Genomic DNA, 22,464 nt, shown 5'->3' on the forward strand with positions numbered 1-22,464 from the left:
CGAGTCTATGAGGTGAGATGACGGCGCAGGAGCGTTAGGCCCGTCGCGGCGCCGGGCGTACCACGCTTCGCCGTGCACACGGGTGGCGACGGCGGCGGGGATATGGTGTCTTCATGAGTGAATCCGAGCAGGCAGTGCAGTGGGAGTACGCGGTGGCGCCGCTGCTCATCCACAATCCCAAAGCCATTCTCGACAACTTCGGCGCCGACGGGTGGGAGCTGGTCTCGGTGCTGCCCGGGCCCACCGGCGAACAGCACGTCGCCTACCTGAAGCGCCGCAAGTGAGCACGGCGACGCCCACCGCCCGGCTGGCCGAGCTGGGGCTGGTGCTGCCGCCGGTGGCCGCGCCGCTGGCCGCGTACGTGCCGGCCGTGCGCAGCGGGTCGTTCGTGTTCACGTCCGGCCAGCTGCCCACGGTGGACGGCGAGCTCGTGCGGACGGGAAAGGTGGGGGCCGACGTCACGCCGGAGGACGCCAAGGATCTCGCGCGTGTCGCGGTGCTCAACGCCCTGGCCGCCGTCGATTCCGTCGTGCGGCTCGACGACATCGTGCGCATCGTCAAGGTCGTCGGATTCGTCGCGTCCGCGCCGGGTTTCGGCGGGCAGCCCGGCGTCGTCAACGGTGCCTCGGAGCTGCTCGGCGCGGTGTTCGGGGATGCCGGGCGGCATGCGCGCAGCGCCGTCGGCGTCTCGGATCTGCCGATCGACTCGCCGGTCGAGGTGGAGCTGCAGGTGGAGGTGCGGTCGTGACCGCCCCGGCCCACCCGGCCTACGGGGTGCTGCGTCCGGTGACCGCCGCCGCCGGCGTCGTCCTGTGCCACAACCCGGGGATCATGGAACTCGACGGCACCAACACGTGGATCCTGCGCGCTCCGGGCGCGGACGCGGCCGTCGTCGTGGACCCGGGGCCCGATGACGCGGAGCATCTCGCGAGGGTTGCGGCGCTGGGCCCTGTGGCCGCCACCGTCGTCACCCACCGGCACGAGGACCACACCGGGGGGATCGACAGATTCCACGCGCTCACCGGAGCCGACGTGCACGCGGTGCTCCCGGAGCACCGCCGCGGCGGCGGCGGCGCACTGGAGGACGGCGCGGTGCTGGACGCGGCGGGGGTGCGCCTGCGCGTGCTCGCGACGCCCGGGCACACCGCGGACAGCGTCTCGCTCCTCATCGAGCCGGACGGCGACCGCCCCGGGGCGGTCCTCACCGGCGACACCATCCTGGGGCGGGGCACCACCGTGATCGACCCCGAGGACGGGTCGCTGCGCGACTACCTCGGTTCGCTGGAGAAATTGATCGCAGTGGGGGAGGGGGCGGCATGCCTTCCCGCGCACGGGCCCGACCTGCCGGACACCGCCGCCGTGGCCCGCGAGTACCGGGCGCACCGGCAGCAGAGGCTGGGCCAGGTCCGCGATGCGCTCGCGGTGCTGGGGGAGCAGGCGACGGCGCGGCAGGTGGTCGAGCACGTCTACCGGGACGTCGACGAATCGCTGTGGCCCGCCGCCGAATGGTCGGTGGCCGCGCAGCTGGACTACCTGCGCGGCTGAGACACGGCGGCTGAGACACGCCTGCGGGCGGCGGCCACGCGGTCCGGGCGCATCCCGGCCGGTGTGCCGCCGCCCGCAGGCGCGGAAGTTCGACCCGTCGGGTCAGCGTGCGCGGCGCGCGAGCCGCTCGGAATCGATGATGAGCACGCTCTTGCCCTCGAGGCGCAGCCAGCCGCGGTGCGCGAAATCGGCGAGCGCCTTGTTGACGGTCTCGCGCGAGGCACCGACGAGCTGCGCGATCTCCTCCTGCGTGAGGTCGTGCGTGACGCGCAAGGCGCCGGCCTCCTGGGTGCCGAAACGCTGGGCCAGCTGGAGCAGCGCCTTGGCGACGCGGCCGGGGACATCGGTGAAGATGAGGTCGGCCAGCGAGTTGTTGGTGCGGCGCAGGCGCCGGGCCAACACGCGCAGAAGCTGCTCGGCGATCTCCGGGCGCTGCGAGATCCAGTCCTTGAGGGCCTCGCGGTCCATCGAGACCGCTTTGACCTCGGTGACCGTGATGGCGCTGGACGTGCGCGGGCCGGGGTCGAAGATGGAGAGCTCGCCGAACATGTCCGATGGGCCCATGATCGTCAGCAGGTTCTCGCGGCCGTCCGGCGAGCGCCGCCCGATCTTGATCTTGCCGGAGCCGATGATGTACAGCCGGTCGCCCGGCTCACCTTCGTGGAAGATCGTGTGGCCTCGCGGAAACTCGACCGGCTGAAGCTGCTTGATCAGGGCGGAAACTGCGGAGGGTTCTACTCCCTGGAAGATTCCGGCTCTGGCCAGGACCTCGTCCACGTGGGCTCCTCATGGTCTGTGCTGTGTGTGTCTGCGCCGTGCGAATCTGTTGTGCGCCGCGCGGCTTCCGGTACCCGCGCTTGCCCGGGCACGCGGTGCATCACGACGTAGTCTAGTGACCGGCGCGTAATGCCCTGTGACCGAGGCTACAGGCACGCCGCGCCGTGCGGCGGGATTTGGCGGCGGACAGGCGCCGGAAATCCGCCGGGGCGGTGCATTGCCCCGACGTTACAGTGTGCGGTCCCGGCGCCCGCGTGAGCCTCCTCGCAACGGGCGCGGGGCGGCCGCGGCGGTCACGGCACCCGCGCGTGGGCGGGCTCGGTGAGCAGGTCGCTGGGGGTGTGCGATTCGATGAACTCCTGCGGATCGCCGACATGGTCCGTGCGGCGTTTGAGCAGGGTCTCGATGTGTTCCATCGCCATCGCGAATGCGATCACGATCACCGGCGCGAGGACGACGAGGACTACCTGCATGCACGTGAGTAAACACCGTCGATGTCTCGTTCGGGACACGAACCCGCCGCGGGTTGTCGTACGTCACACCCAGTACGGCCGCCGCCGGGACAGATGCACCAGTGCGGTGTCCGCGGCGGTGGGGGGCGGTCCGTAGTCTGGTCGGCGTGGTGGTGAGTGGAGGCGCCGGCGGCCGGCGCGGTCGGCGCTGGTCCAAGCCGGAGAGCCGGCTGGCGCTCGTGCGGCGTGCACGGCGGATGAACCGCACGCTGGGGGAGGCGTTCCCGCACGTGTACTGCGAACTCGACTTCACCACCCCCTTGGAACTCGCGGTCGCGACGATCCTGTCCGCGCAGTGCACCGACAAACGGGTGAACATGGTGACGCCCGCACTGTTCGCGCGGTACCGCTCCGCGCAGGACTACGCGGCGGCCGACCGTGCGGGACTCGAAGAGATGATCCGCAGCACCGGCTTCTACCGCAACAAGACGGATTCGCTGATCAAGCTGGGCCAGGCGCTGGTGGATGAGCACGGCGGCGAGGTCCCGGCGACCATGACGGAGCTCTCGAAGCTGCCGGGGATCGGACGTAAGACGGCCAACGTGATCCTGGGCAACGCCTTCGACGTGCCCGGGATCACGGTGGACACGCATTTCCTGCGGCTCGTGCGCCGGTGGCGCTGGTCCGAGTCGACCGATCCGGTCAAGGTGGAACACGAAGTGGGCGGCCTCATCGAGCGGCGCGAGTGGACGCTGCTGTCGCACCGGGTGATCTTCCACGGCCGCCGCGTATGCCATGCGCGCCGTCCCGCATGCGGGGTGTGCGTGCTCGCCGCCGACTGCCCTTCCTACGGCGAGGGTCCCATCGATCCTTCCGAGGCCGCGGCGCTCGTGCGGGGCCCGGAGACCGCTCACCTGCTCGAACTCGCGGGCATGGCGCCGGACGCGGATGCGGAGCCGTCCCGTTGAGTCGGCTGAGCGCCTCGGCCAAGACCGGCATCGGCGTGTTCATCGTGCTCGTCGCGCTCATCGTCGCGATGGTCATGACGCTGCTGGGCGACGACGGCGGTCCCGCCGCGTCCGCCCCGGCCGCGGCCGGCCCCACGGCATCCGGCTCCGCGTCCACCTCGCCGACGGCTCCGGTGGCGGAATCCGCCACGCCGTTGCAGGGGTTGACCCTCGCCGACCTCTACGACGGGCACCCGGTGGACGTCGGTGCCTCCTTGGCCGGCAGACCCGCGGTGATCAACCTGTGGGCGTACTGGTGCGCGCCGTGCCGGGAGGAGCTGCCCGCGATGGAGCGGTTCGCGCGGCGGGCCGGCGACGCCGTCACCGTGCTCACCGTGCACAGCGACCAGCACGCGGACAAAGGACGCGCGTTGCTGGAGGACCTGGGCGTCGACCTGCCGTCGGTGGCGGACCCGGAGCGCAAGGTGGCGGCGGCGGTACGGGCGCCGCAGGTGCTTCCGGTGACGGTGCTGGTCCGGCCCGACGGAACCATTGCGCGGGTGGTGGCGATACCGTTCACGGACGCCGACCATATCGCGGAGGTCGTGGAAGAGACGCTGGGAGTGACGCTGTGAGTATCGCCGACGAGGGAGCGTCAGCGTCCTGCGCCGACGGCTCGGTGCCGGACTGGCTGGCAGGCCTGGCGGAGCGGTTGCATGAGGGCGGTGCGCAGCGCCGCCCCCTCCTGCCGCGGGTGCTGCAGTCGCGCGCCGTGCCGCCGGGCGTCCGCACCCGCCCCGCGTCGGTGCTCATGCTCTTCGGTGACAGCGCGACCGGAGACGGGGCCGCAGGTGACGTGCTCCTCACCCAGCGGGCGGCCACGCTGCGCCACCACAGCGGCCAGGTCGCGTTCCCGGGCGGCGCGGCGGACCCCGGCGACGGGGGCCCTGTGCAGACGGCCCTGCGTGAGGCGGAGGAGGAGACCGGGCTGCGCCCCGACGGGGTGCAGCCGCTGGCGGTGATGCCGCAGCTGTTCGTTCCGCCGTCGAAGTTCCTGGTGAGCCCCGTCCTCGCCTATTGGCGCGAGCCGTGTCCCATCCGGGTTGTCGACGAGGCAGAGACCTCGCGCGTCGCCCGCGTTCCGGTGGCGGACCTCGTGGACCCTGCGAACCGTTTTCAGGTGCGGTATCGCCAGGTGTTCACCGGTCCCGCCTTCATGGTCGACGGGATGCTCGTGTGGGGCTTCACCGCGGGTCTGCTGTCGGCGCTCATCACCGAGGCGGGGTGGGAGCGCGAGTGGGACGCAGGTGACATCCGCGAGTTGGACGTGACCCTCGCAGAGGTCGACGAGCAGGCCACGCGCGGGTGACCGGCTCGCTCTGGCTCGACGTCGCGGTCGTCGCCGTGGCGGTGCTCGCCGCGATGTCCGGCTGGCGGTACGGCGCGATCGCCTCGGCGCTCGCCTTTCTGGGCGTGCTCGGGGGATTGGCCGCCGGCATCGAGTTGACCCCGCACTTGGTCGGCGGGGTGGACGACGCCCGCGGTCGGCTGCTCCTCGGCATCCTCGTGATCGTGCTGCTGGCGGTCTGCGGCGAGATCATCGGTGTCACCATCGGCCGGTTCGCGCGGCGTTTCATCCAGCACCATGCGGTGCGCCTGGTCGATTCTGCCGTCGGGGCGCTGTTCCAGGCTGTGGCGGTCCTGGTCACCGCCTGGCTGCTCGCCGTCCCGGTCGCGACGAACACCCAGACCACCGCCGCCGCGGCGGTACGCGACTCATGGGTGCTCAGCAACGTCGACGCGCTCGCCCCGTCGTGGCTGCGGGCCGTGCCGGGCCGGCTGTCCGCGTTGCTGGACACCTCCGGGCTGCCGGATGTGCTCGGGCCGTTCGCCCGGACCCCCATCACGGACGTGGACCCGCCCGCCGAGGGATCGGTGTCGGCCCCGGGGGTGGTCGCCGCGTCGGAGAGCGTGTTCGAGATCCGGGGCAGGGCCCCAGGATGTCAGCGCACGCTGGAGGGCAGCGGCTTCGTCGTCGCGCCGCAGCGGGTCATGACCAACGCGCACGTGGTGGCCGGTACGTCGTCGGTGTCGGTGATGACCGGTGACGGCGCTCTGCCGGCGACGGTGGTGCTGTTCGACCCCACCACGGATGTGGCGATCCTGGACGTGCCGGAGCTCGGAGCCGAGGCGCTGCGCTTCGCCCCCGATCCGGCCCACAGCGGCCAGGAGTCCGTCGTCCTCGGCTATCCGGGAGGAGGGCCGTTCACCGCCAGCCCCGCCCGCGTCCGCGACAGGATCATGCTGAGCGGACCGGACATCTACCATTCGACGACGATCAAGCGCGAGGTCTACACCATCCGCGGCAAGGTGCGGTCCGGCAACTCGGGCGGCCCGCTGGTGGCCACCGACGGCAGCGTGCTCGGCGTGGTGTTCGGTGCAGCTGTGGACGACCCGGACACCGGGTTCGTGCTCACCGCGGACGAGGTGGAAGCCCAGGTGGGCTCGGCCGAACAATGGTCGCAGGCCGTCGGCACGGGTGCCTGCGTGGCGTAGGGGCGGGCTCAGTCGCGAAGGAACCGGAGGATCGCCGCACTGGTCTTGGCGGGCGCTTCCTGGTGCGGGAAGTGCCCCGTATTCACGGCCTCCAACCGTCGTTGCGGGGCCCAGCGTGCGCAGCGGCGGAACGTCGCCGGCGGCACGTGCCCGTCGTCGGTGCCGTGTATCTGGAGCACGGGGGCGCCGGGGGCGGTGCGCATCGCGGCACGGAATCGGGCACCGTCCGGCCGGAACTGGCTCCGGAACGCCCAGCGGTGGTACTCCAGCGCGCAGTGCGCAGTGCCGTCGATCCTGATGGCGGAACGCACGCGCCGCTCCGTCTCGGCGAAGTCCGCAGTGCGCGCCCAAGCGGCCCCCGCACGCTCCCGCAACACCGCGGCCGCGCCCGCGCCGTCGTCCGCGGTGAGCCTGCGCTCGCCGAGGCGCGGAACCTGGTCGGCCAGCAGACGGGGCGCGAGTGCGGAGCGCTGTGCCGCGTCGGCGATCGCCGCCCGTCGTAGCGCGAGCGGATGCGGGGCGGAGACGGTGACGATGCCGCGGACGTGGGCCGGATACAACACCGAGGCGGCCCAGCAGATCTGGCCGCCGTCGCCGTGGCCGACCAGGAAGGCGTCGTCGTGCCCGAGACCGCGGATGAGCCCGGCCAGGTCGCCGGCGAGGGTCCAGCCGTCGTAGCCGCGCGGCGGCTTGTCGCTGTCGCCGTATCCGCGCAGGTCCACCGCCACGGTCCGGTAGCCGACGTCGCCGAGAGCGGTGAGCTGGTGGCGCCATGACCACCAGTACTGGGCGAAGCCGTGGACGAGGACGACGAGTGGCGCGGCGGCATCCTCCGGGCCGGCCTGCGCGGCGTGCAATCGGATGCCGTTGCCCCGGACATCGATATGCCGCCACGGCCCGTCGTGGCGAACCGTCGACGGGTCCGGCCCGGTGCGGCTATCGGCCATCGCGGTGCCCCGGGGACGGCGTGCGCGGGCGCACGGGGGTCAGCGGGCGTGCCTACCGGACGCCGCGGCTGCGGCCTCGGCCATCGACCGCTCGTGCACGGACGCGCCGGCGGGCGCGGGCGTCGGCGCGTCCTGCTTACCGCCCGACGGCAGCACGGAGGAGATCTCCTTGACGGAATCGATCGTCTTGTTGGGCGCGCGCAACTTGCGCACGCGCAGATAACCGAGGAACCCGGCGAGCGCCGCGGCGAACACCTGGATGCCGAAGACGATGAGGAATGCCGCCCACCTCGGCAGCCACTCGCTGAGCAGCTCGCCGAGGAAGAAAAAGAAGAAGAACGCGCTGAACAGCAGGATCGTCGCGGCCACGATGAAGAACACGCTGCCCTGCAGGGCCTTCTTCACCTCGCCGGTGACCTCGGCCTTGGCCAGCTCGACCTCGGAGCGCACCAGCGTGGACACCTGGCTGGTCGCGTTCTTGACCAACGCGCCGATGGAGGCGTCCTGTGCGGCCGGGTCCAGGTCCGACAACGGGATCGACGCCAGGGACGCGGGCGCCCCGTCGCCGGCGCCGCGGCCAGTGGTGCGGTCGGTGAAGCTCACGTCAACCCTCCGTATTACGTCTGCATACGTCTGCGTCCGTGCCACCGTGCGGTCCGTGCGGCTGTGCGCACATGCGTGGCGGCCGCATCGGCCTCAGTGAATCATCGTGCCATGCGCGGCGGACTCCCACATGCCGGGTGCCGCAGAACGACCGGGCCGATGTCGCGGACGAGCGCGCTCACCCGACCGGGTCGGGCCGCCCGGCGTCCGCGTCGACCCGCTGGTGGTGTCGCCCGCGCAGGACCATCGCGATCGACCCGAGTATCGCGGCGATCACCGACCCTGCCAGGACGGCGATCTTGGCCATCTCCGCCGCGTCGCCGGCCAGCGAGAGTTCGGCGATGAGCAGGCTCACGGTGAAGCCGATGCCGCCGAGAACGGCCAGCGCAAACATGTCCATGTATTGCAGGCCCCGGGGGATCTGTGCCACGCCGAGCCTGATGGCGAGCCACGACGCGCCGAAGATCCCGATCGTCTTGCCCACCACCAGGCCCACCACGATGCCCAGGGCGATCCGATCCGATCCGAGCTCTCCGAGGAGCTCGCTGTCCACGTGCACACCGGCGGCGAAGAACGCGAAGATCGGCACGCACAGTCCCGCGGACCACGGAGTGATCCGCTCGGCGAGCCGTGTGGCGGGGGGCTCCTCCTCGCCGGGGTCGCTGCGCACGCGGGTCAGCAGGCCCAGGGCGACGCCCGCGATGGTCGCGTGGATGCCCGAGCTGTGCATGAACACCCAGGTGAGCACCGCCAGCGGAACGTACAGGAACGGCGTCGTGATGCGGCGGTACTGCGCGAACCAGTAGACGGCGAGACTGGCGACGGCGGCGAGCAGCCAGCCGATGGCGATGCCGGACGCGAAGACGAACGCGATGACCGCGATGCCGATGAGATCGTCGACCACGGCCAGGCTCAGCAGGAACACGCGTGCGGTGGCCGGGACGTTCTTGGCCGTCAAGGAAAGCACGCCGAGTGCGAACGCGATGTCGGTCGCGATCGGGATCGCCCATGCCTGGTCGACCCCGGGGGTGCCCCAGCCGATTCCGAGCAGGATCGCGGCGGGTACGACGACACCGCCGACCGCGGCGATGATGGGGAGCACCGCCTTCCTGCGGTCGGACAGTTCTCCCAGGACCATCTCGCGCTTGAGCTCGACGCCGGCGATGAAGAAGAACACGGCGAGCAGACCGTCCTTGGCCCAGTCGCCCAGAGTGAGGTCGAGGTGCAGCGCCGACGGGCCGACGGTGAAGTCCCGCAGCGACACGTAGGCGTCGAACAAGGGGGTGTTGGCGGCGATGAGGGCCAGAACTGCGGCGCCGAGGAGGGCCAGTCCGCCGACGGTCTCCTTGCGGAAGAAGTCGCCGGTTCGGGAAGCGAGGCCGGGGGCGGGAGTCATCGGACTGTGGGGCATGGGAGGCGGGAGACCTTCCGTCGGATGTCGTCATCGGAGCCGAACCCGGACAGGCCCCACGTGGACGGCCACCCTGCATCGTGTGCGGCGCGCGGATGCGACACCGCCGAACGCGGATCAGTCATGGCAGAACCATACGTAGACCGATGCCCGTGCATCGACTGCCGACCAGACTTCCCGGCACACCGCGGACGAGTCTACCGTGCCGTGCGGACCGGCCCCCGGCGGCCCGGCCGGCGCGGCGGTTCTGTGAGTCGCGGATTTTCACTGAGCTCCAACGCTTTTCAGTGTCGCGCGGGGCGGCGTCCCCGTCATGGCCGTGGGGGCGGGCAACAAAACGATTGTCATGATCGGTTGAACATGTAACAAAAATCCTGCGTTACGAGATGCCCATTGGTGGGGGATGGCTAAGGTTCAACTCGATGATGAGGATGCTAAATACAGCTATACCGTTCGAATGACAGCCGTTGAATCTCATACCTTCCCCTGGGGTCGCTCCACTGCTACTCGCGAGTCATTCAGTGCTACTGTGATGCGCATCAACGGGGTAACCAGTGCAATCCGTGGCGAGAGGCCGTCGGGGCGCGCGGGAACCGTGCGGCGTACTGCATCGGGGAAGTGCGCACTCCGGGATCGCCCTGAATGGAATCAATGTCGAGGTGGGTATCCATGCAAGGTGGAAGAAGGCGTGAATGCAGTGCGCGTTCACGCGGGGGAAGTAAAAGGATCGTCGGAGGTGCGGCTGCATTCGCGACGCTCGCGTGGATGACGATTCCGGGAATCGCCATCGCCGATACGCCCGGTCAGCAATCCGAGCAGGACAGCCAGGGTCGATGCGAGCAGAAGACCGAGATCGGCGGCGGCGAGGTGTACGTCGGGAGCTCGTGCGACGTCGACATCAACATCCCCGGCGTCGACCGGCAGTGGGCCAGTCAGACGGTGACGGACATCATCGCGTCGGCGAACGCCATGATCCCCGATGGCTGGGTCAGCGCCGGGGTGAACGGCCAGCTCACGGTGACGATCCCGGGCCTTCCGGTGTTCGAGGTGCCCGAGTTCAATGCCGGCAGCGCGGTCGGCGTGGCCGTGGGAAGCGCGGCACTCGGCAGCGTGACCCTGGGCAGCTCCGCGCTGCTGCCGATCCTTGCGGCCGGCAGCATGGGCGCGTTCGGCAGCAGCGGCTCGGACAGCGGCGGCGCGGGGAGCTCGAACCTCGACTTCGGGAGCGGCGACATCACCCTGCCCGGGAGTTCGGCGGGCAGCTTCGCCGACATCCTGCTGGCGCTGGGGAGTTCCAGTGGTGGCAGCGGTTCGGAGTCCGGTGGCAGCTCGGGCAGCGATTTCGGAAGTGCGGACCTGACGGGCAGCTTGGGTGGTTTCGAGACGAGCATCGGTGATCTGGTCTCCGGCAGCACGGGGTCGTCCGGTTCTGAGGGCGGCACGGGCAGTGAGGCCGGGCTCGAGCTGGGTCTGCAGTTCCTCCTGGGTAGTGCGGCGCTGCCGTTCGCGAGTCTGGCGGGCAGTGTCGATGGTGGCAGCCTGCCGGGGGCCGGGAGCAGCGGTTCGGAGGCCGGTGGCAGCAGTGATCTGACCGGCAGCCTGGGCGACATTCCGGGCAGCGTCGAGGGCAGCATCGGTGAGCTGGTCACGGGTAGTACGGGGTCGTCCGGTTCTGAGGGCGGCACGGGCAGTGAGGCCGGGCTCGAGCTGGGTCTGCAGTTCCTCCTGGGTAGTGCGGCGCTGCCGTTCGCGAGCTTGGCGGGCAGTGTCGATGGTGGCAGCCTGCCGGGGGCCGGGAGCAGCGGTTCCGAGTCCGGCGGCAGCAGTGATCTGACCGGCAGCCTGGGCGACATTCCGGGCAGCGTCGAGGGCAGCATCGGTGAACTGGTCACGGGTAGTACGGGGTCGTCCGGTTCCGGTGGCAGCTCGGGCAGCGATTTCGGAAGTGCGGACCTGACGGGCAGCTTGGGTGGTTTCGAGACGAGCATCGGTGATCTGGTCTCCGGCAGTACGGGGTCGTCCGGCTCCGATGCCGGCACGGGCAGCGAGGCCGGGCTCGAGCTGGGTCTGCAGTTGATCCTGGGCAGCGCTGGACTGCCCTTCGCGAGCCTGGCGGGCAGTGTCGATGGCGGCAGCCTGCCGGGGGCCGGGAGCAGCGGTTCCGAGTCCGGCGGCAGCAGTGATCTGACCGGCAGCCTGGAGGACATTCCGGGCAGCCTCACGGATCTGTTCACCGGGTCCAGCGACAGCCTCGGGGACGGCGGAAGCCTTGACTCCATCACGTCGAGCCTCGGACAGCTGACCACCGGATCCGGCGACAGCCTCGAGGGCAGCCTCGATCCGGGCAGCATGGATGCCGGCAGCGCGGCGGAGATCGTCGGTCAGATCACCGCCGGTTCCAGCGACAGCCTCGAAGGCAGTCTCGACCCGGGCAGCCTGGACGCCGGAAGCATGAGCGAGAGCCTGGGGCAGATCACTGCGGGCTCCAGCGACAGCCTCGAGGGCAGCCTGGACCCGGGCAGCCTCGACCCGTCGAGCGTGAGCGGCAGCGTCAGCGAGAGCCTCGGTCAGGTGACGGCGGGCTCGACCGGCAGTCTGGGTGAGGACAGCAGTCTGCAGCCGCCGGAAGCCGGTGGCGGCGGTGGATTCCACATCACCGGCAGCCTCGGCAACACCTTCGGCAGCGGGACGGGAGGCGGAGTCGGCCCGTTCGGCAGCATCGGTGGTGCCGGCCTCCAACTTCCCGGCAGCTGACCGGCGGAAGACGCCAGACCAGCGACGCCCCGCGGCAGTTCGCCGCGGGGCGTCGCTGCGTGCGCGCCAGACCCCCAGAAGAAAACAGGGTCGGCACCGGCCGGCCCGTGAACGGACGGACGGTAACCTGCGGCTGTGACAACGAGTCGACACTCTGCGCCCGACCCCCTCGCCCCGCTGGCGGCGCTCCCCGGAGTCGCCGACGCTGCGGACCGGGCACGTGCGGCGCTCGAAGAGGCGCACCGGCACAAGGCCAACCGTCGCGGCTGGCCGACATCTGCGACGGAGGCCTCGCTGCGGGCCGCCCGCAACTCGGCGGCCCTCGACGGTGCATCCATCGCGTTGCCCGAAGACGGGGACATCACCGATCCGCTCCTCGCGGGAGCCCTTCGCGTGTCCGCCATGCTCGACGGGGACGCACTCACCAACACCCTCGGCACGTGGGAACGGGCGCCGCTGCAGGTGATAGCCCGCCTCCACACAGTCGCGGCGGCCGGCGTCGTCGACGATCCCGATGCACTGGGACGCCCCCGCGCGACGCCGGGGATCAGCGAGCGCCTCGACGCGCTGGCCGAGCTCGCCACCGGCGGTACGAGTGTCGCCGCGCCGCTGCTGGCGGCCGTCGTCCACGGAGAGCTGCTCACGCTCCGGCCCTTCGGAACCGCAGACGGCATCGTCGCGCGCGCGGCGTCGCGGCTCACGTGCACCGCGACGGGACTCGACCCGCACAATCTGGGCGTGCCGGAGGCTTACTGGCTCAAGCGGCGCAACGCCTATCGGCAAGCCGCCGACGGGTACGCCGCGGGAACCGCGGAGGGCGTCGCAGGGTGGATCATCACCTGCTGCGCGGCATTGGAAACAGGCGGACACGAGGCCGTGAAAATCGCCGAAGCGCATTCGGGATAGAGAATTCCCTTGTGCGGACATGAAGCGGGCGACGGCATCACCCAACTATCGAGTGCCGTCGCCCGCTAACACAGACTGCCAGTTGCCATGCGTGCATCAATGGGTTGTGTGGGTGGCCTCGGCGCATTGGCTCCGGCTGCGTGGGGGCCCCTACCCAAAGAGACCAGCAACCCAGCTAATCCGGAACAATTACGCAGGCCCACAACGCTTTTGCCTCCTGCGGCGTGCTCTGCGTGGTGAGTCTGGTTGTCCATGTTGGGAAACAACAACCGGGAGAGCGACCCTTCTCTTCTGGATCGACCTTGGCCTGCTGTGCTTCCGTGACTTCTTTCTACCCCCTATGCGCTGCTGTTGCAAGGGGTTCCGACGAAGTTCCTAACGGTGGAGAAATACTGTCTCATCAGCGATAATGTCGACGTCGATCGTGTGTTGAGCTGACTGATCGAAATCCTTTCCGGTCGCCGCCGGCCGGCGGTCAGCGTTTGCTTCGCAGCAGCTTGAAGGCGACGGCGCCCGCCGTCACCGCGCTCAAGCCTGCGGCGGCTCCGGCCACGGCGTACGGCGATCCGCGCCGCCTGCGCCCCCGCCGGATCGCGACGGCATCGACGAAAGTCAGGACAGGCCACCCCCGCTCGGCCGCGGCCTTCCGCAGTTTCCGATCGGGATTGACCGCGGTGGGATTGCCGACGCACTCGAGCATCGGCAGATCGGTGCTCGAATCGGAGTACGCGTGGGACCGGGACAGGTCGTACCCGTGCTGTTCGGCGAGCCGACGGATCGCCTCCACCTTGCCGGTGCCGAAACAATAGAAGTCGACCTCGCCGGTGTACTTCCCCTCGCTGACCTCCATGCGGGTGGCCACGCTGTGGTCGGCGCCCAGTGCGGCGGCGATCGGCGCGACGACCTCCTCGCCGGAGGCGGAGACGACGACCACGTCGTGGCCCAGTGCGGTGTGGTCGGCGATCAGCTCGGCCGCCTCGGCGAACACGAGCGGGGTGACGATGTCGTCGAGAGTCTCGTCGACGATGGACCGGATCTGCTCGACGTCCCACCCCGCGCACATTGCCGTGATGTGCCGTCGCATGCGGTCGATCTGGTCGGCGTCGGCGCCGGAGAGCAGAAACAGGAACTGTGCGTAGCTGCTCTTGAGTACGGCGCGGCGATTCAGCAGACCCTCATCGAAGAACGGGCGGCTGAACGCGAGCGTGCTCGACTTGGCGATCAGGGTCTTGTCCAGATCGAAGAAAGCGGCGACCCGCCGCGGCGGCATTGCCACTGAAGGATCAGGTTGCGCGGACACACTCACAGGATAGGGCCGACGACACGGTGAAGTCGCTCATGAGAATTTCCGCCGTCGTCGCGTCGCACGGGTGTAGCATGAAGATGCTCGGCCAAGCCGAGTGCCTTCAGCCCAACCCCCCGGGGCTGGACGCAACGGCCCCCACTCACTCCCCCCTGGTGGGGGCCGTTCCATGTCGTGGCCGGGTTGTGCGGTGCGACTCCGCGGGAGCTGTCGCATTCGGGAGTTGTCCACAGGCCCGGATTCTCCACAGGTTTCTGCATATCGCCAGGTCGCGCGATCCTCATCGGAGCCGGTGGTGGGCGGGGGTCCGGCAAAGTCGTCCTCGATGCGGAAGCAGACGGCAGGGGGCGTGATGGTGGCAGCAGCAGCGACGCACGCGGTCGGGGTGTGGGTGGCGAGCACAGAGTTGCGGGTGGAGGTGGAGCGGGCCGCTGCGGCGTCCGGGGTGGGGTTGTCCCGGCCCGGTGCGCAGGATGGCGGCCGGGGGCTGTCGGACGAGCAGTCGGTTGCGCCACCCACGGAGGCAGAGTGGGGCCGCTGCCCGATCATCGTCCTCGACGGCGATGCGGCCGCGGCGTGTGAGCGTGCCGGGCTTCCACGACGTCGGGCGGTGCTGGTCGTGGCACCCTCGGGTGCAGCCGATGCGCGCTTGTGGCAGCGCGCGGTGCGGATCGGGGCGGAGGACGTCCTCGAACTGCCGGCCGACGAGCACGCCTTGCTGGCAGCGCTCAACCGTCATGCGGTCGACGGGCGGCCCGGCGACGGTGGCGTTATCACCGTCGTTTCAGGGCACGGCGGCGCCGGCGCGTCGGTCCTCGCCTCCGCGCTCGCGCTCACCGCTGATACGCCGACACTGCTCGTGGACCTCGATCCGGACGGTCCGGGCCTGGACCTTCTGCTGGGGCTCGAACGGGACGAGGGCCTGCGCTGGCCGGAGTTGCGGGTGCAGGACGGCCGTGTCGACCCGGAAGCGTTGCACCGTGCGCTTCCTCGCCGCGAAGCGACGACGGTCCTGTCCTCGTCGCCCCCGTCGGCCACCGCGGACGTGCCGTGGAAAGCGCTGCGGGCAGGCGCCGTGCGGTCGGTGCTCCGTTCCGGCCACGACGGGGGGATGACGGTGGTCTGCGATGCGTCGCATCAGCGGTCCGAAGCCACCGAGGCGGCGATCGAGACGGCCGATCTGACGGTTCTCGTTGTCGCGGCGGACGTTCCGGCCTGTGCGTCGGCGGTCCGATGCTCCGCGTGGGTCCGTCGGCACACCGACGACATCGCGCTGGTGGTGCGGGGGCCGTCGCCCGGCGGCCTGCGCGGCGGCGACGTGGAGGCGGCGTTGGGGCTGCCGCTGCTGGCGTCTATGCGCCCGGAGCCACGTATTGCCAAGGCGCTCGAACGCGGGGGCCTGACGCTCTCGCGCAGGTCGCCGTTGGCGGACACGGCGCGGGCGGTCCACCGCCTCCACGCACGGCGCCCGCAGGCGGGCACGGCATGACGGGCGAATCGGCGGTCGCCGCGGTGGTGGACGGGCCGCTGCTCGCGCGCGTGCGTGAGCGTCTCGCCGGGTCGGCCGGAGTGCCGGCGCCGGCGGCTGTGGCGGCGGCCGTCCGCGCGGAAGCGCAGGGCGTCATCGGCGACGCGGACATGCTGCAGGCGCTGCGCGAGCTGGAGACCGAACTGGTGGGCGGCGGACCCCTGGCCCCACTTCTCGCCGCCCCGGACGTGTCCGACGTGCTGGTCAACGCCCCGGACGAGGTGTGGGTGGACAGGGGAGGCGGGCTGCAACGGACGGCGGTGCGTTTCGCGGACGAGGCTGCGGTGCGCAGGCTCGCCCAGCGGCTTGCGCTGGCGGCGGGACGGCGGCTCGACGATGCGCAACCCTGGGTCGACGCACACCTGGAAGCCGTCGATGGAGGCCCCCACATGATCCGCGTCCACGCCGTGCTGTCGCCGGTGGCGCGCCACGGCACCGCCCTGTCGCTGCGGGTGCTCCGGCCTGCCGTGCAGAGCCTCGACGCGCTCGCGGCGGGCGGCTCGATTGCGCCCGAGGCCCTGCATCTGCTGCGGCGGATCGTCGGGGCGCGGCTGTCCTTCCTCGTCGCGGGCGGCACCGGGTGCGGCAAGACGACGATGACGTCGGCGCTGCTCGGCGAGGTGGATCCGGCCCAGCGGATCGTGTGCGTCGAGGACGCCCCGGAACTCGCGCCGCGCCACCCGCACGTGGTGAATCTGGTCGCGCGCCCGGCCAACGCGGAAGGCGCCGGCGCCATCACCCTGCGCGACCTGGTGCGTCAGGCACTGCGGATGCGCCCTGACAGGATCGTCGTCGGCGAGGTGCGCGGGCCGGAAGTGCTCGACATGCTGGCCGCGCTGAACACGGGACACGAAGGCGGTGCGTGCACCGTGCACGCCAACTCCCCGCGCGAAGTGCCGGCGCGGATCGAGGCACTCGCGGCCACCGCCGGAGACGGCGCCCATGCCGGCAGCCCCGGCCTGCACCGTCAGCTGTACGCGGCGGTCCAGGTGGTGCTGCACGTGCGGCGTGCCGCGGACGGCCGCCGCGAGCTGGCCGAGATCGCGGTGCTCCGGCACGGTCCCGGCGGCTGCGAGGTGGTGCCCGCGTGGAGCGGGGAAGGGCTGCGCGAGGGCATCGGCCGGCTACGGGAACTGTTGGGGCGGGAGGGGACCCGTGTGGACACCGGGCTGAAGGGGGGTGCGTGAGGTGGACGCGGGCGCCGCGGTGGCGGCACTCCTGGGCCTCGCCTTGTGGATTGCGCCGGGGCCGCCGTCGCTGCAGCGGCTGCGTGCCTGGGGCCGGAGTACCCGGCCCGCCGCGGGCGGTCGGCGGATCATCGTCGCCTGCGCCGTGGTGTCCGCCGTCGCCGCGGTCGTGCTGTGGGGTGCGGCGTCCGCGGTGTGCATCGTCATGGGAACGGCGACCATCATGCATCTGCGGTCGCGGCGTGCGGCCGTGGCACGGGGCCGTGCTGCGGCCGCTGAGCTGGCCTCGGCGCTCGAGATCGTCGTCGCCGAGTTGCGCGTGGGGCGCGCACCCCGGCCGGGCGTGTGCGGTGGCGGCGCTGCATGCACGGAGGGGGGCGGTGTCCGGGCGCCTCGCCAGGGCGGCGGCGCAGGCGCAGCTCGGCGGAGCGATCTCACGCGTGCTGGCCGCCGGGGACGGGGCGACGGCCGGGGCACGACGCACCGGCCAGTCCTGGCCGGCGGGCGGCCGGAACGCGGAAGCCTGTGGTCCGGACGCCGATTGGCGGCGGATCGCCGTGGTGTGGGCGGTCGCGGAACGCCGCGGCATCGCGCTGGGTGGCCTCCTCGATGCGGCGCGCGCGGATCTGGCCGTGCGGGTGTCATTCCGGCGACGGGCGGAATCCGGGCTGGCGGGCGCCCGATCCACCGCCACGATCCTCGCGGCGTTGCCGGTGGTGGGAGTCGGTTTCGGACACCTGATGGGCGCGGCCCCGCTGGCGGTGCTCACCGGCGGCGGCGCCGGGGGGTTTCTGCTCGTCGCGGGGGTGCTGCTCGATTGTGCCGGGCTGGTGTGGGCGGAGCGGATCATGTCGGGGACCGCCCGGTGAGCCTGTGGGTGCCGCTGCTGTTGCTGGGCGTGCTCGCCGTCCTCCCGGGCCATGCGAGCCGGCTTCGGGCGGTCGTGCCTCGGCCGAAGCCGGCGGCCGGCGCCGCGGAACAGGGAAGTCTGCGGGCTCTCGCCGCCCTGGGCACGGCCAAGCTGCGGCGTGAGGATCTGCTTGCGCTGGCCGGCGGCGCGGCGGTCGCAGCGGTGTCGGGCGGGGCCCTCGGCGTCTGCGTCGGCGCGGCGCTTACCGCGGCGGGAATGTGGGGAGCACGGCGGTGGGCGGGGCGCGCGGTCCCCGACGACCCGCTGGCGGTGGCGGGGGCCCTCGATTGCTGGCCGCCTGCTTGCAAGCCGGCCTCGCGGTGCCGGACGCCGCCGTCGCCGCAGCACAGGTGTGCGATCCGGGGCCGCCGCACGATGCCGAGGGGGATCGCCGCACCGTTGCGCCCGCCGCACCGACCGGGGCGGCGCCGCGGTTGGGGGTCGCGCTGCGCCGGGTCGCCGACCTGCTCGCGCTGGGCGGCGACCCCACCGACGCGTGGGAGGTGCTCGCCGGGGAACCGGGCTTGGAACCGTTGGCCAGGCTGGCACGGCGGAGCGCGGATTCGGGGTCCTCGCTGGCTGGCGAGGCCGGGCGGCTGGCGGAGGCGTTTCGTGCGCGCGCCGCCGACACGGCGGTGGCATCGGCGGAGAAGGCGGGCGTCGCGATCGCGGGGCCGTTGGGCGTCTGCTTCCTGCCGGCGTTCGTGTGTCTCGGCATCGCGCCGGTGATCGTCGGGCTCGCCGGCGACATCCTCGGCGGGGGACCGGGTGCGGGGTGAGCGCCCGGGCGACAGCGTGCGACGCGGCTGCACGCGGAACGCGTAGCGGCAAAGACTTCCGCCGGATGCGTTGCGCCGGCGGGAAACAGGAAGCGGACTATCGCGGGAGGGGAGATCGATGGCAGTCACGACCGGAGTGGTGATCGACGAAGCACCGGAGGAGGGGGTGCCGCCGGGGGACCAGGTCTACGACGAGGAGGCGCAGTGCGGCTGCGTCGGCCCCGGCGGAGGCGATGAGCGCGCGATGCGCGGGCTGGTGCGCACCGCTGTGGGCAAGGCGCGCGACGTGACCGACGAGGTGCGGCTGCGGCTGATGCTCGCGGCGGCCGGGGACGACGGGATGAGCACCGTCGAGTACGCGATCGGAACGATCGCCGCCGCCGCCTTCGGCGCGGTGCTCTACCAGGTGGTCACCGGCGACGACATCGTCTCCGCGCTGACCGGGATCATCGACGACGCGCTCGCCACCAGCGTGTGAGAGGCATCGTCCGGCGGGGAAGCGCGTCCACTGCGGCGCGCCTCCCCGCCCGCAGGCGGGGCCCGCGCCGGCGTGGCCGCCACGGTCCGGGCGGCGAGAGCGGTATGGCCACCGTGGAAGCCGCGATCGCGCTGGCCGCGCTCGTGCTGGTGGTCGCCGCCTGCGCGGCGGCGGTGATGACGGTGGTCACGCAAGTGCGCTGCGTGGACGCGGCGCGCGAAGTGGCGCGGCTCGCCGCGCGGGCGGACGGTCGCGCCGTGGACGCGGGGCGCCGGATGCTTCCCGATGCGCGGATCGACGTGACGACGTCCGAGGGGATGGTCGTCGCGGTCGTGTCCGTGGATGCGCCGGTGCTGCCGATGTCGCTGTCCGCGACGTCGGCAGCCGTGGTCGAACCCGGGAGCGACGCAGGATGACCGCTGGGCGTCGTGCGCACGGGGACGCCGGGTCGGCCACGGTGTTCGCGGCGTTCGGCATGCTGGCCCTGCTCACGTTCACCGTGCTGTGCGTGCAGGTGGGAGGGGCCATGGTGGCCCGGCATCGGGCGCAGCGGCGGCGGACCTGGCCGCGCTCGCAGCGGCGACGGCCCTGGCGGACGGCGGCGGCGCATGCGCGGCCGCTCGCACGGTGGCGGGGCGCAACGGTGCACGGGTCTCCGCGTGCACGGTCGACGGGCGGACGGTCCTGGTGCACGCGACGGCGCCGCTTCCGCTGCGCGGACTGCCGGGCCCTTCGGATGCCGAGGCGGTGGCGCGCGGCGGCTGGAGCGTCGACCGGCCGCTCGGCGGGGGCGCGCGGTGACCCATCGGCGTCTGCGTATGCATCCGTGTTCGTGCCGGCACCGACACCCTGGCCTACCGCTGCCGGTGGCCCAGCTCTCCCAGCACTGCCTGCAGCAGCGCGACGGCCCCGGCCTTGGACAGCGGCTCGTTGCCGTTGCCGCACTTGGGCGACTGGATGCACGACGGGCAGCCGGAGGCGCACTCGCAGGCCGCGACGGCGTCGTGCGTGGCGCGTAGCCAGCGTTCCAGCTCGGCGTGCCCCCGGTCGGCGAACCCGGCGCCGCCCGGGTGCCCGTCGTAGACGAACACCGTCGGCAACCCGGTGTCGGCGTGCAGCGCCGTCGACACCCCGCCGATGTCCCACCTGTCGCACGTGGCGACGAGCGGCAGCAGACCGATCGCGGCGTGCTCGGCGGCGTGCAGAGCGCCGGGGAAGTCGGCCTCCGCCAGGCCGGCGTCCGCCAGCAGCTCCGGCGTCACGGTGTACATGACCGCGCGGGTGGGGAGCACGCCCGGCGGCATGTCGAGGTCCACCTGATCGAGCACCTCCCCGCTGTGCAGGGTGCGCAGGAACCCCACCACCTGGTGGGTCACCTCCACGGAAACGGAAGCCACCGTCACTGCACCGAAGGATTCCCGCGCGTGCACCTCGGTGATCTCGATGGAGGTGTCCTCGCGTGCATGGGTGGTCCAATCCGGCTCCTCGGCGTGCACCAGGGCGACCCCGTCGTCCAGGTCCAGCTCGTCGACGACGAAGGACTCGCCCTGGTGGATGTGCACGGCCCCGGGATGGATCGTCGCGGGCGCGCGCCCGGAGTCCACCGTGCCGAGCAGCCTGCCGGTCTCCGCGTCGACGATCGCGACCTCGCGCCCGCCGGATCCGCGGATGTCGACCTCGCCGTGGGGCCGGACGTCGGCGGTGGGGTACCAGCCGTCGCGGCGGCGGCGCAGCAGGCCGTCGTCGACCAGGGCCGCGACCACCTCGTCGGCTCCCAGCTCGGCGACCTCCGCCGCGGTCAGCGACGATTCCACCGCCGCGCACAGCAACTGCGGGCCCAGCACGTACGGGTTGGCCGGGTCGGTGACGGTGGCTTCGACAGGCCGCTCGAGCAGCGCCTGGGGGTGATGCACCAAGTAGGTGTCCAGCGGATCGCCGCGGGCCACCAGGACCACCAGCGACCCCTCCCCGCGGCGGCCCGCCCGGCCCGCCTGCTGCCAGAACGACGCGACCGTCCCCGGGTACCCGGCCACCACGACCGCGTCGAGGCCCGCGATATCGACCCCGAGCTCCAGCGCGTTCGTCGTCGCCACGCCGAGAAGCGCGCCGTCGGCCAGCGCGGCCTCCAGCGCACGCCTGTCGTCGGCGAGGTACCCGGCGCGGTAGGCGGCGATGCGGTCGGCGAGCTCGGGGACCGCATCGCCGGCGAGGCCGGCCGCGGTGAGGGCGGTGATCTCGGCGCCGCGCCGCGACCGGACGAAGGTGAGCGTGCGCGCGCCCTCCACCACGAGGTCGGCCATGATGCGCGCCGCCTCCGCGCCCGCCGACCTCCGGACCGGGGCCCCGTTCTCGCCGGTGACCTCCGGCAGCAGCGGCGGCTCCCACAGGGCGACGGTCCGTGGACCGTGCGGCGATGCGTCGTCGGTGACCTCGACGACGTCGGCGCCCACCAGCCGCGACGCCGCCGCGCCGGGTTGCGACGTGGTGGCGCTGGCGAGCACGAACACCGGCGCCGAACCGAACCGTGCGCACAGGCGCCGGAGCCGCCGCACGATGAGCGCGACATTCGATCCGAACACGCCGCGATAGGAGTGGCACTCGTCGATGACGACGAAGCGGAGGCGACGGAAGAACGGGCTCCACCGGGCGTGCCCGCCGAGCAGGCCGAGGTGCAGCATGTCCGGATTGGTGAACACCCACCGCGAATGCGCGCGCACCCACTCGCGGACCTCGCGGGGGGTGTCGCCGTCGTACGGGGCGGGGTTGACGGGTGCAACGGGCGCGACAGGGGAAGCGGGGGACGCGGCGGGTGCGGCGCCGGGGGCCGCCGACTCGATCTCCCCGCACAAGGCGCGCACCGACCGCAACTGGTCGGCGCCGAGTGCCTTGGTGGGGGAGAGATACAGCGCGGTCGCCCGCGGGTCGGCATACAGCGCGCTGAGGACGGGCAGGTGATACCCCAGCGACTTTCCCGACGCCGTGCCCGTGGACACCACGACGTGCCGGCCCGCGAACGCGTGCTCGGCCACTGCCGCCTGGTGCTGCCATGGCCGCGGGATGCCGGTGGCCTGCAGCGCCGCGACGACGTCGGGGTGCGCCCACTGCGGCCAGGAGGCATGACGGGCCTCGCGCCCGGGGAGGTCGACCGCATGGGTGAGCACCTCCGGCGCCGCGGCGCCCGCGAGTACGTGGTCGAGCAGTTCGCGTCCGAAGTTCGTCGCCGTCACCCTGCCGCCTTCCCCGTCGCCGCTACGAATATTTCGTTCCATTGACCGTGTGATCGACGCCTCTGTACTATCCGCCTTGAGATGACAGTCACATGAGCAACATTGGTCACATCAATCACACGATCCGGATCGACGGTCGCGTCGCCGGAACGTC

General features: G+C 71.9%; 23 protein-coding genes. 16 read left to right on the forward strand and 7 right to left on the reverse strand.

Annotated features, from left to right (window positions below; all coding sequences use genetic code 11):
- The first annotated feature begins 113 nt into the window (after positions 1–113).
- From H4F70_RS03350 to H4F70_RS03360, 3 genes are read left to right on the forward strand one after another with little or no spacing between them, the layout of a single operon-like run.
- Positions 114–284 carry a Sp36 family protein gene (locus H4F70_RS03350; protein ID WP_182347331.1) on the forward strand — a complete coding sequence of 57 codons (171 nt, stop codon included), beginning with the start codon at positions 114–116 and terminating at the stop codon, positions 282–284.
- Positions 281–748, forward strand: a complete 468-nt coding sequence (locus H4F70_RS03355; protein ID WP_182359032.1) for a RidA family protein — start codon at positions 281–283, stop codon at positions 746–748. Before H4F70_RS03350 ends, H4F70_RS03355 begins: the two co-directional genes overlap by 4 nt.
- Positions 745–1,545 carry an MBL fold metallo-hydrolase gene (locus tag H4F70_RS03360; RefSeq protein WP_235681315.1) on the forward strand — a complete coding sequence of 267 codons (801 nt, stop codon included), beginning with the start codon at positions 745–747 and terminating at the stop codon, positions 1,543–1,545. The genes H4F70_RS03355 and H4F70_RS03360 overlap by 4 nt, the downstream gene beginning before the upstream one ends.
- Before the next feature lie 102 nt (positions 1,546–1,647).
- On the opposite strand, the gene H4F70_RS03365 is transcribed toward H4F70_RS03360, so the two are convergent.
- A complete protein-coding gene (locus H4F70_RS03365) occupies positions 1,648–2,322 on the reverse strand; it encodes a Crp/Fnr family transcriptional regulator (protein ID WP_182347329.1) in 675 nt (224 codons plus the stop codon).
- 293 nt (positions 2,323–2,615) lie between these two features.
- On the reverse strand, positions 2,616–2,795 hold the full coding sequence (locus tag H4F70_RS03370; protein WP_182347328.1) for a hypothetical protein: 180 nt from the start codon (positions 2,793–2,795) through the stop codon (positions 2,616–2,618).
- Positions 2,796–3,031: 236 nt separating this feature from the next.
- Between H4F70_RS03370 and nth the strand changes: the two genes are divergently transcribed.
- From nth to H4F70_RS03390, 4 genes are read left to right on the forward strand one after another with little or no spacing between them, the layout of a single operon-like run.
- Complete coding sequence (nth, locus tag H4F70_RS03375) at positions 3,032–3,742, forward strand: endonuclease III (protein WP_182360141.1); 711 nt, start codon at positions 3,032–3,034, stop codon at positions 3,740–3,742.
- Positions 3,739–4,356 (forward strand): TlpA family protein disulfide reductase, encoded by a 618-nt coding sequence (locus H4F70_RS03380; RefSeq protein WP_235681316.1) that lies wholly within the window; start codon positions 3,739–3,741, stop codon positions 4,354–4,356. The genes nth and H4F70_RS03380 overlap by 4 nt, the downstream gene beginning before the upstream one ends.
- On the forward strand, positions 4,353–5,090 hold the full coding sequence (locus H4F70_RS03385) for an NUDIX hydrolase (RefSeq protein WP_372497606.1): 738 nt from the start codon (positions 4,353–4,355) through the stop codon (positions 5,088–5,090). Before H4F70_RS03380 ends, H4F70_RS03385 begins: the two co-directional genes overlap by 4 nt.
- On the forward strand, positions 5,087–6,277 hold the full coding sequence (locus H4F70_RS03390) for a MarP family serine protease (protein ID WP_182359033.1): 1,191 nt from the start codon (positions 5,087–5,089) through the stop codon (positions 6,275–6,277). The genes H4F70_RS03385 and H4F70_RS03390 overlap by 4 nt, the downstream gene beginning before the upstream one ends.
- Positions 6,278–6,285: 8 nt before the next feature.
- Here the strand turns inward: H4F70_RS03390 and H4F70_RS03395 are convergent, their stop codons facing one another.
- The 3 genes from H4F70_RS03395 to nhaA all read right to left on the reverse strand — a co-directional run bounded on the left by H4F70_RS03395 (position 6,286) and on the right by nhaA (position 9,223).
- Entirely contained in the window at positions 6,286–7,224 is a 939-nt protein-coding gene (locus H4F70_RS03395) for an alpha/beta fold hydrolase (RefSeq protein ID WP_182359034.1), read from the reverse strand.
- A 39-nt stretch (positions 7,225–7,263) separates the two neighbouring features.
- A complete protein-coding gene (locus H4F70_RS03400) occupies positions 7,264–7,827 on the reverse strand; it encodes a phage holin family protein (protein WP_182347325.1) in 564 nt (187 codons plus the stop codon).
- 178 nt (positions 7,828–8,005) lie between these two features.
- Positions 8,006–9,223, reverse strand: coding sequence for a Na+/H+ antiporter NhaA (nhaA, locus tag H4F70_RS03405; RefSeq protein WP_182359035.1), 1,218 nt, complete (start codon positions 9,221–9,223; stop codon positions 8,006–8,008).
- 780 nt (positions 9,224–10,003) lie between these two features.
- Here nhaA and H4F70_RS03410 point away from each other — a divergent pair.
- Positions 10,004–11,992, forward strand: a complete 1,989-nt coding sequence (locus H4F70_RS03410; protein ID WP_182359036.1) for a hypothetical protein — start codon at positions 10,004–10,006, stop codon at positions 11,990–11,992.
- Between the two features lie 135 nt (positions 11,993–12,127).
- On the forward strand, positions 12,128–12,898 hold the full coding sequence (locus tag H4F70_RS03415) for a Fic family protein (RefSeq protein ID WP_182347322.1): 771 nt from the start codon (positions 12,128–12,130) through the stop codon (positions 12,896–12,898).
- Between the two features lie 475 nt (positions 12,899–13,373).
- Here H4F70_RS03415 and H4F70_RS03420 read toward each other — a convergent pair whose 3' ends face one another.
- On the reverse strand, positions 13,374–14,168 hold the full coding sequence (locus H4F70_RS03420; protein ID WP_182360144.1) for an HAD family hydrolase: 795 nt from the start codon (positions 14,166–14,168) through the stop codon (positions 13,374–13,376).
- A 358-nt stretch (positions 14,169–14,526) separates the two neighbouring features.
- Here H4F70_RS03420 and ssd point away from each other — a divergent pair, with 358 nt between their 5' ends.
- The 7 genes from ssd (at position 14,527) to H4F70_RS03455 (ending at position 19,884) form a co-directional block, all read left to right on the forward strand.
- Positions 14,527–15,690: a septum site-determining protein Ssd gene (gene ssd, locus H4F70_RS03425; protein ID WP_182359037.1), complete on the forward strand. Its 1,164-nt coding sequence runs from the start codon at positions 14,527–14,529 to the stop codon at positions 15,688–15,690.
- Complete coding sequence (locus tag H4F70_RS03430; protein WP_182359038.1) at positions 15,687–16,916, forward strand: TadA family conjugal transfer-associated ATPase; 1,230 nt, start codon at positions 15,687–15,689, stop codon at positions 16,914–16,916. The genes ssd and H4F70_RS03430 overlap by 4 nt, the downstream gene beginning before the upstream one ends.
- A gap of 380 nt (positions 16,917–17,296) precedes the next feature.
- Positions 17,297–17,785, forward strand: a complete 489-nt coding sequence (locus tag H4F70_RS03435) for a type II secretion system F family protein (RefSeq protein WP_182359039.1) — start codon at positions 17,297–17,299, stop codon at positions 17,783–17,785.
- A 361-nt stretch (positions 17,786–18,146) separates the two neighbouring features.
- Positions 18,147–18,605 carry a type II secretion system F family protein gene (locus tag H4F70_RS03440; RefSeq protein WP_338064889.1) on the forward strand — a complete coding sequence of 153 codons (459 nt, stop codon included), beginning with the start codon at positions 18,147–18,149 and terminating at the stop codon, positions 18,603–18,605.
- Positions 18,606–18,918: 313 nt separating this feature from the next.
- Positions 18,919–19,083 (forward strand): DUF4244 domain-containing protein, encoded by a 165-nt coding sequence (locus H4F70_RS03445; RefSeq protein WP_200172217.1) that lies wholly within the window; start codon positions 18,919–18,921, stop codon positions 19,081–19,083.
- Positions 19,084–19,187: 104 nt separating this feature from the next.
- Positions 19,188–19,499 carry a TadE family type IV pilus minor pilin gene (locus tag H4F70_RS03450; protein WP_182347319.1) on the forward strand — a complete coding sequence of 104 codons (312 nt, stop codon included), beginning with the start codon at positions 19,188–19,190 and terminating at the stop codon, positions 19,497–19,499.
- 88 nt (positions 19,500–19,587) lie between these two features.
- Complete coding sequence (locus tag H4F70_RS03455) at positions 19,588–19,884, forward strand: Rv3654c family TadE-like protein (protein ID WP_235681317.1); 297 nt, start codon at positions 19,588–19,590, stop codon at positions 19,882–19,884.
- A 53-nt stretch (positions 19,885–19,937) separates the two neighbouring features.
- Here H4F70_RS03455 and H4F70_RS03460 read toward each other — a convergent pair whose 3' ends face one another.
- Complete coding sequence (locus H4F70_RS03460) at positions 19,938–22,352, reverse strand: DEAD/DEAH box helicase (RefSeq protein ID WP_182359040.1); 2,415 nt, start codon at positions 22,350–22,352, stop codon at positions 19,938–19,940.
- Positions 22,353–22,464 lie beyond the last annotated feature (112 nt).

This window comes from Tomitella gaofuii, from assembly GCF_014126825.1.
Taxonomy (GTDB): Bacteria; Actinomycetota; Actinomycetes; order Mycobacteriales; family Mycobacteriaceae; genus Tomitella; species Tomitella gaofuii.

Coding starts and splice junctions, on each gene's coding strand:
- H4F70_RS03410 (WP_182359036.1), top strand. CDS start 10,004: ATGACGATTCCGGGAATCGCCATCGCCGATACGCCCGGTCAGCAATCC.
- H4F70_RS03370 (WP_182347328.1), bottom strand. CDS start 2,795: ATGCAGGTAGTCCTCGTCGTCCTCGCGCCGGTGATCGTGATCGCATTC.
- H4F70_RS03445 (WP_200172217.1), top strand. CDS start 18,919: ATGCTCGCGGCGGCCGGGGACGACGGGATGAGCACCGTCGAGTACGCG.
- H4F70_RS03430 (WP_182359038.1), top strand. CDS start 15,687: ATGACGGGCGAATCGGCGGTCGCCGCGGTGGTGGACGGGCCGCTGCTC.
- nhaA (WP_182359035.1), bottom strand. CDS start 9,223: ATGACTCCCGCCCCCGGCCTCGCTTCCCGAACCGGCGACTTCTTCCGC.
- H4F70_RS03460 (WP_182359040.1), bottom strand. CDS start 22,352: ATGGAACGAAATATTCGTAGCGGCGACGGGGAAGGCGGCAGGGTGACG.
- H4F70_RS03420 (WP_182360144.1), bottom strand. CDS start 14,168: ATGCCGCCGCGGCGGGTCGCCGCTTTCTTCGATCTGGACAAGACCCTG.
- H4F70_RS03395 (WP_182359034.1), bottom strand. CDS start 7,224: ATGGCCGATAGCCGCACCGGGCCGGACCCGTCGACGGTTCGCCACGAC.
- nth (WP_182360141.1), top strand. CDS start 3,032: ATGAACCGCACGCTGGGGGAGGCGTTCCCGCACGTGTACTGCGAACTC.
- ssd (WP_182359037.1), top strand. CDS start 14,527: ATGCGGAAGCAGACGGCAGGGGGCGTGATGGTGGCAGCAGCAGCGACG.
- H4F70_RS03450 (WP_182347319.1), top strand. CDS start 19,188: ATGGCCACCGTGGAAGCCGCGATCGCGCTGGCCGCGCTCGTGCTGGTG.
- H4F70_RS03350 (WP_182347331.1), top strand. CDS start 114: ATGAGTGAATCCGAGCAGGCAGTGCAGTGGGAGTACGCGGTGGCGCCG.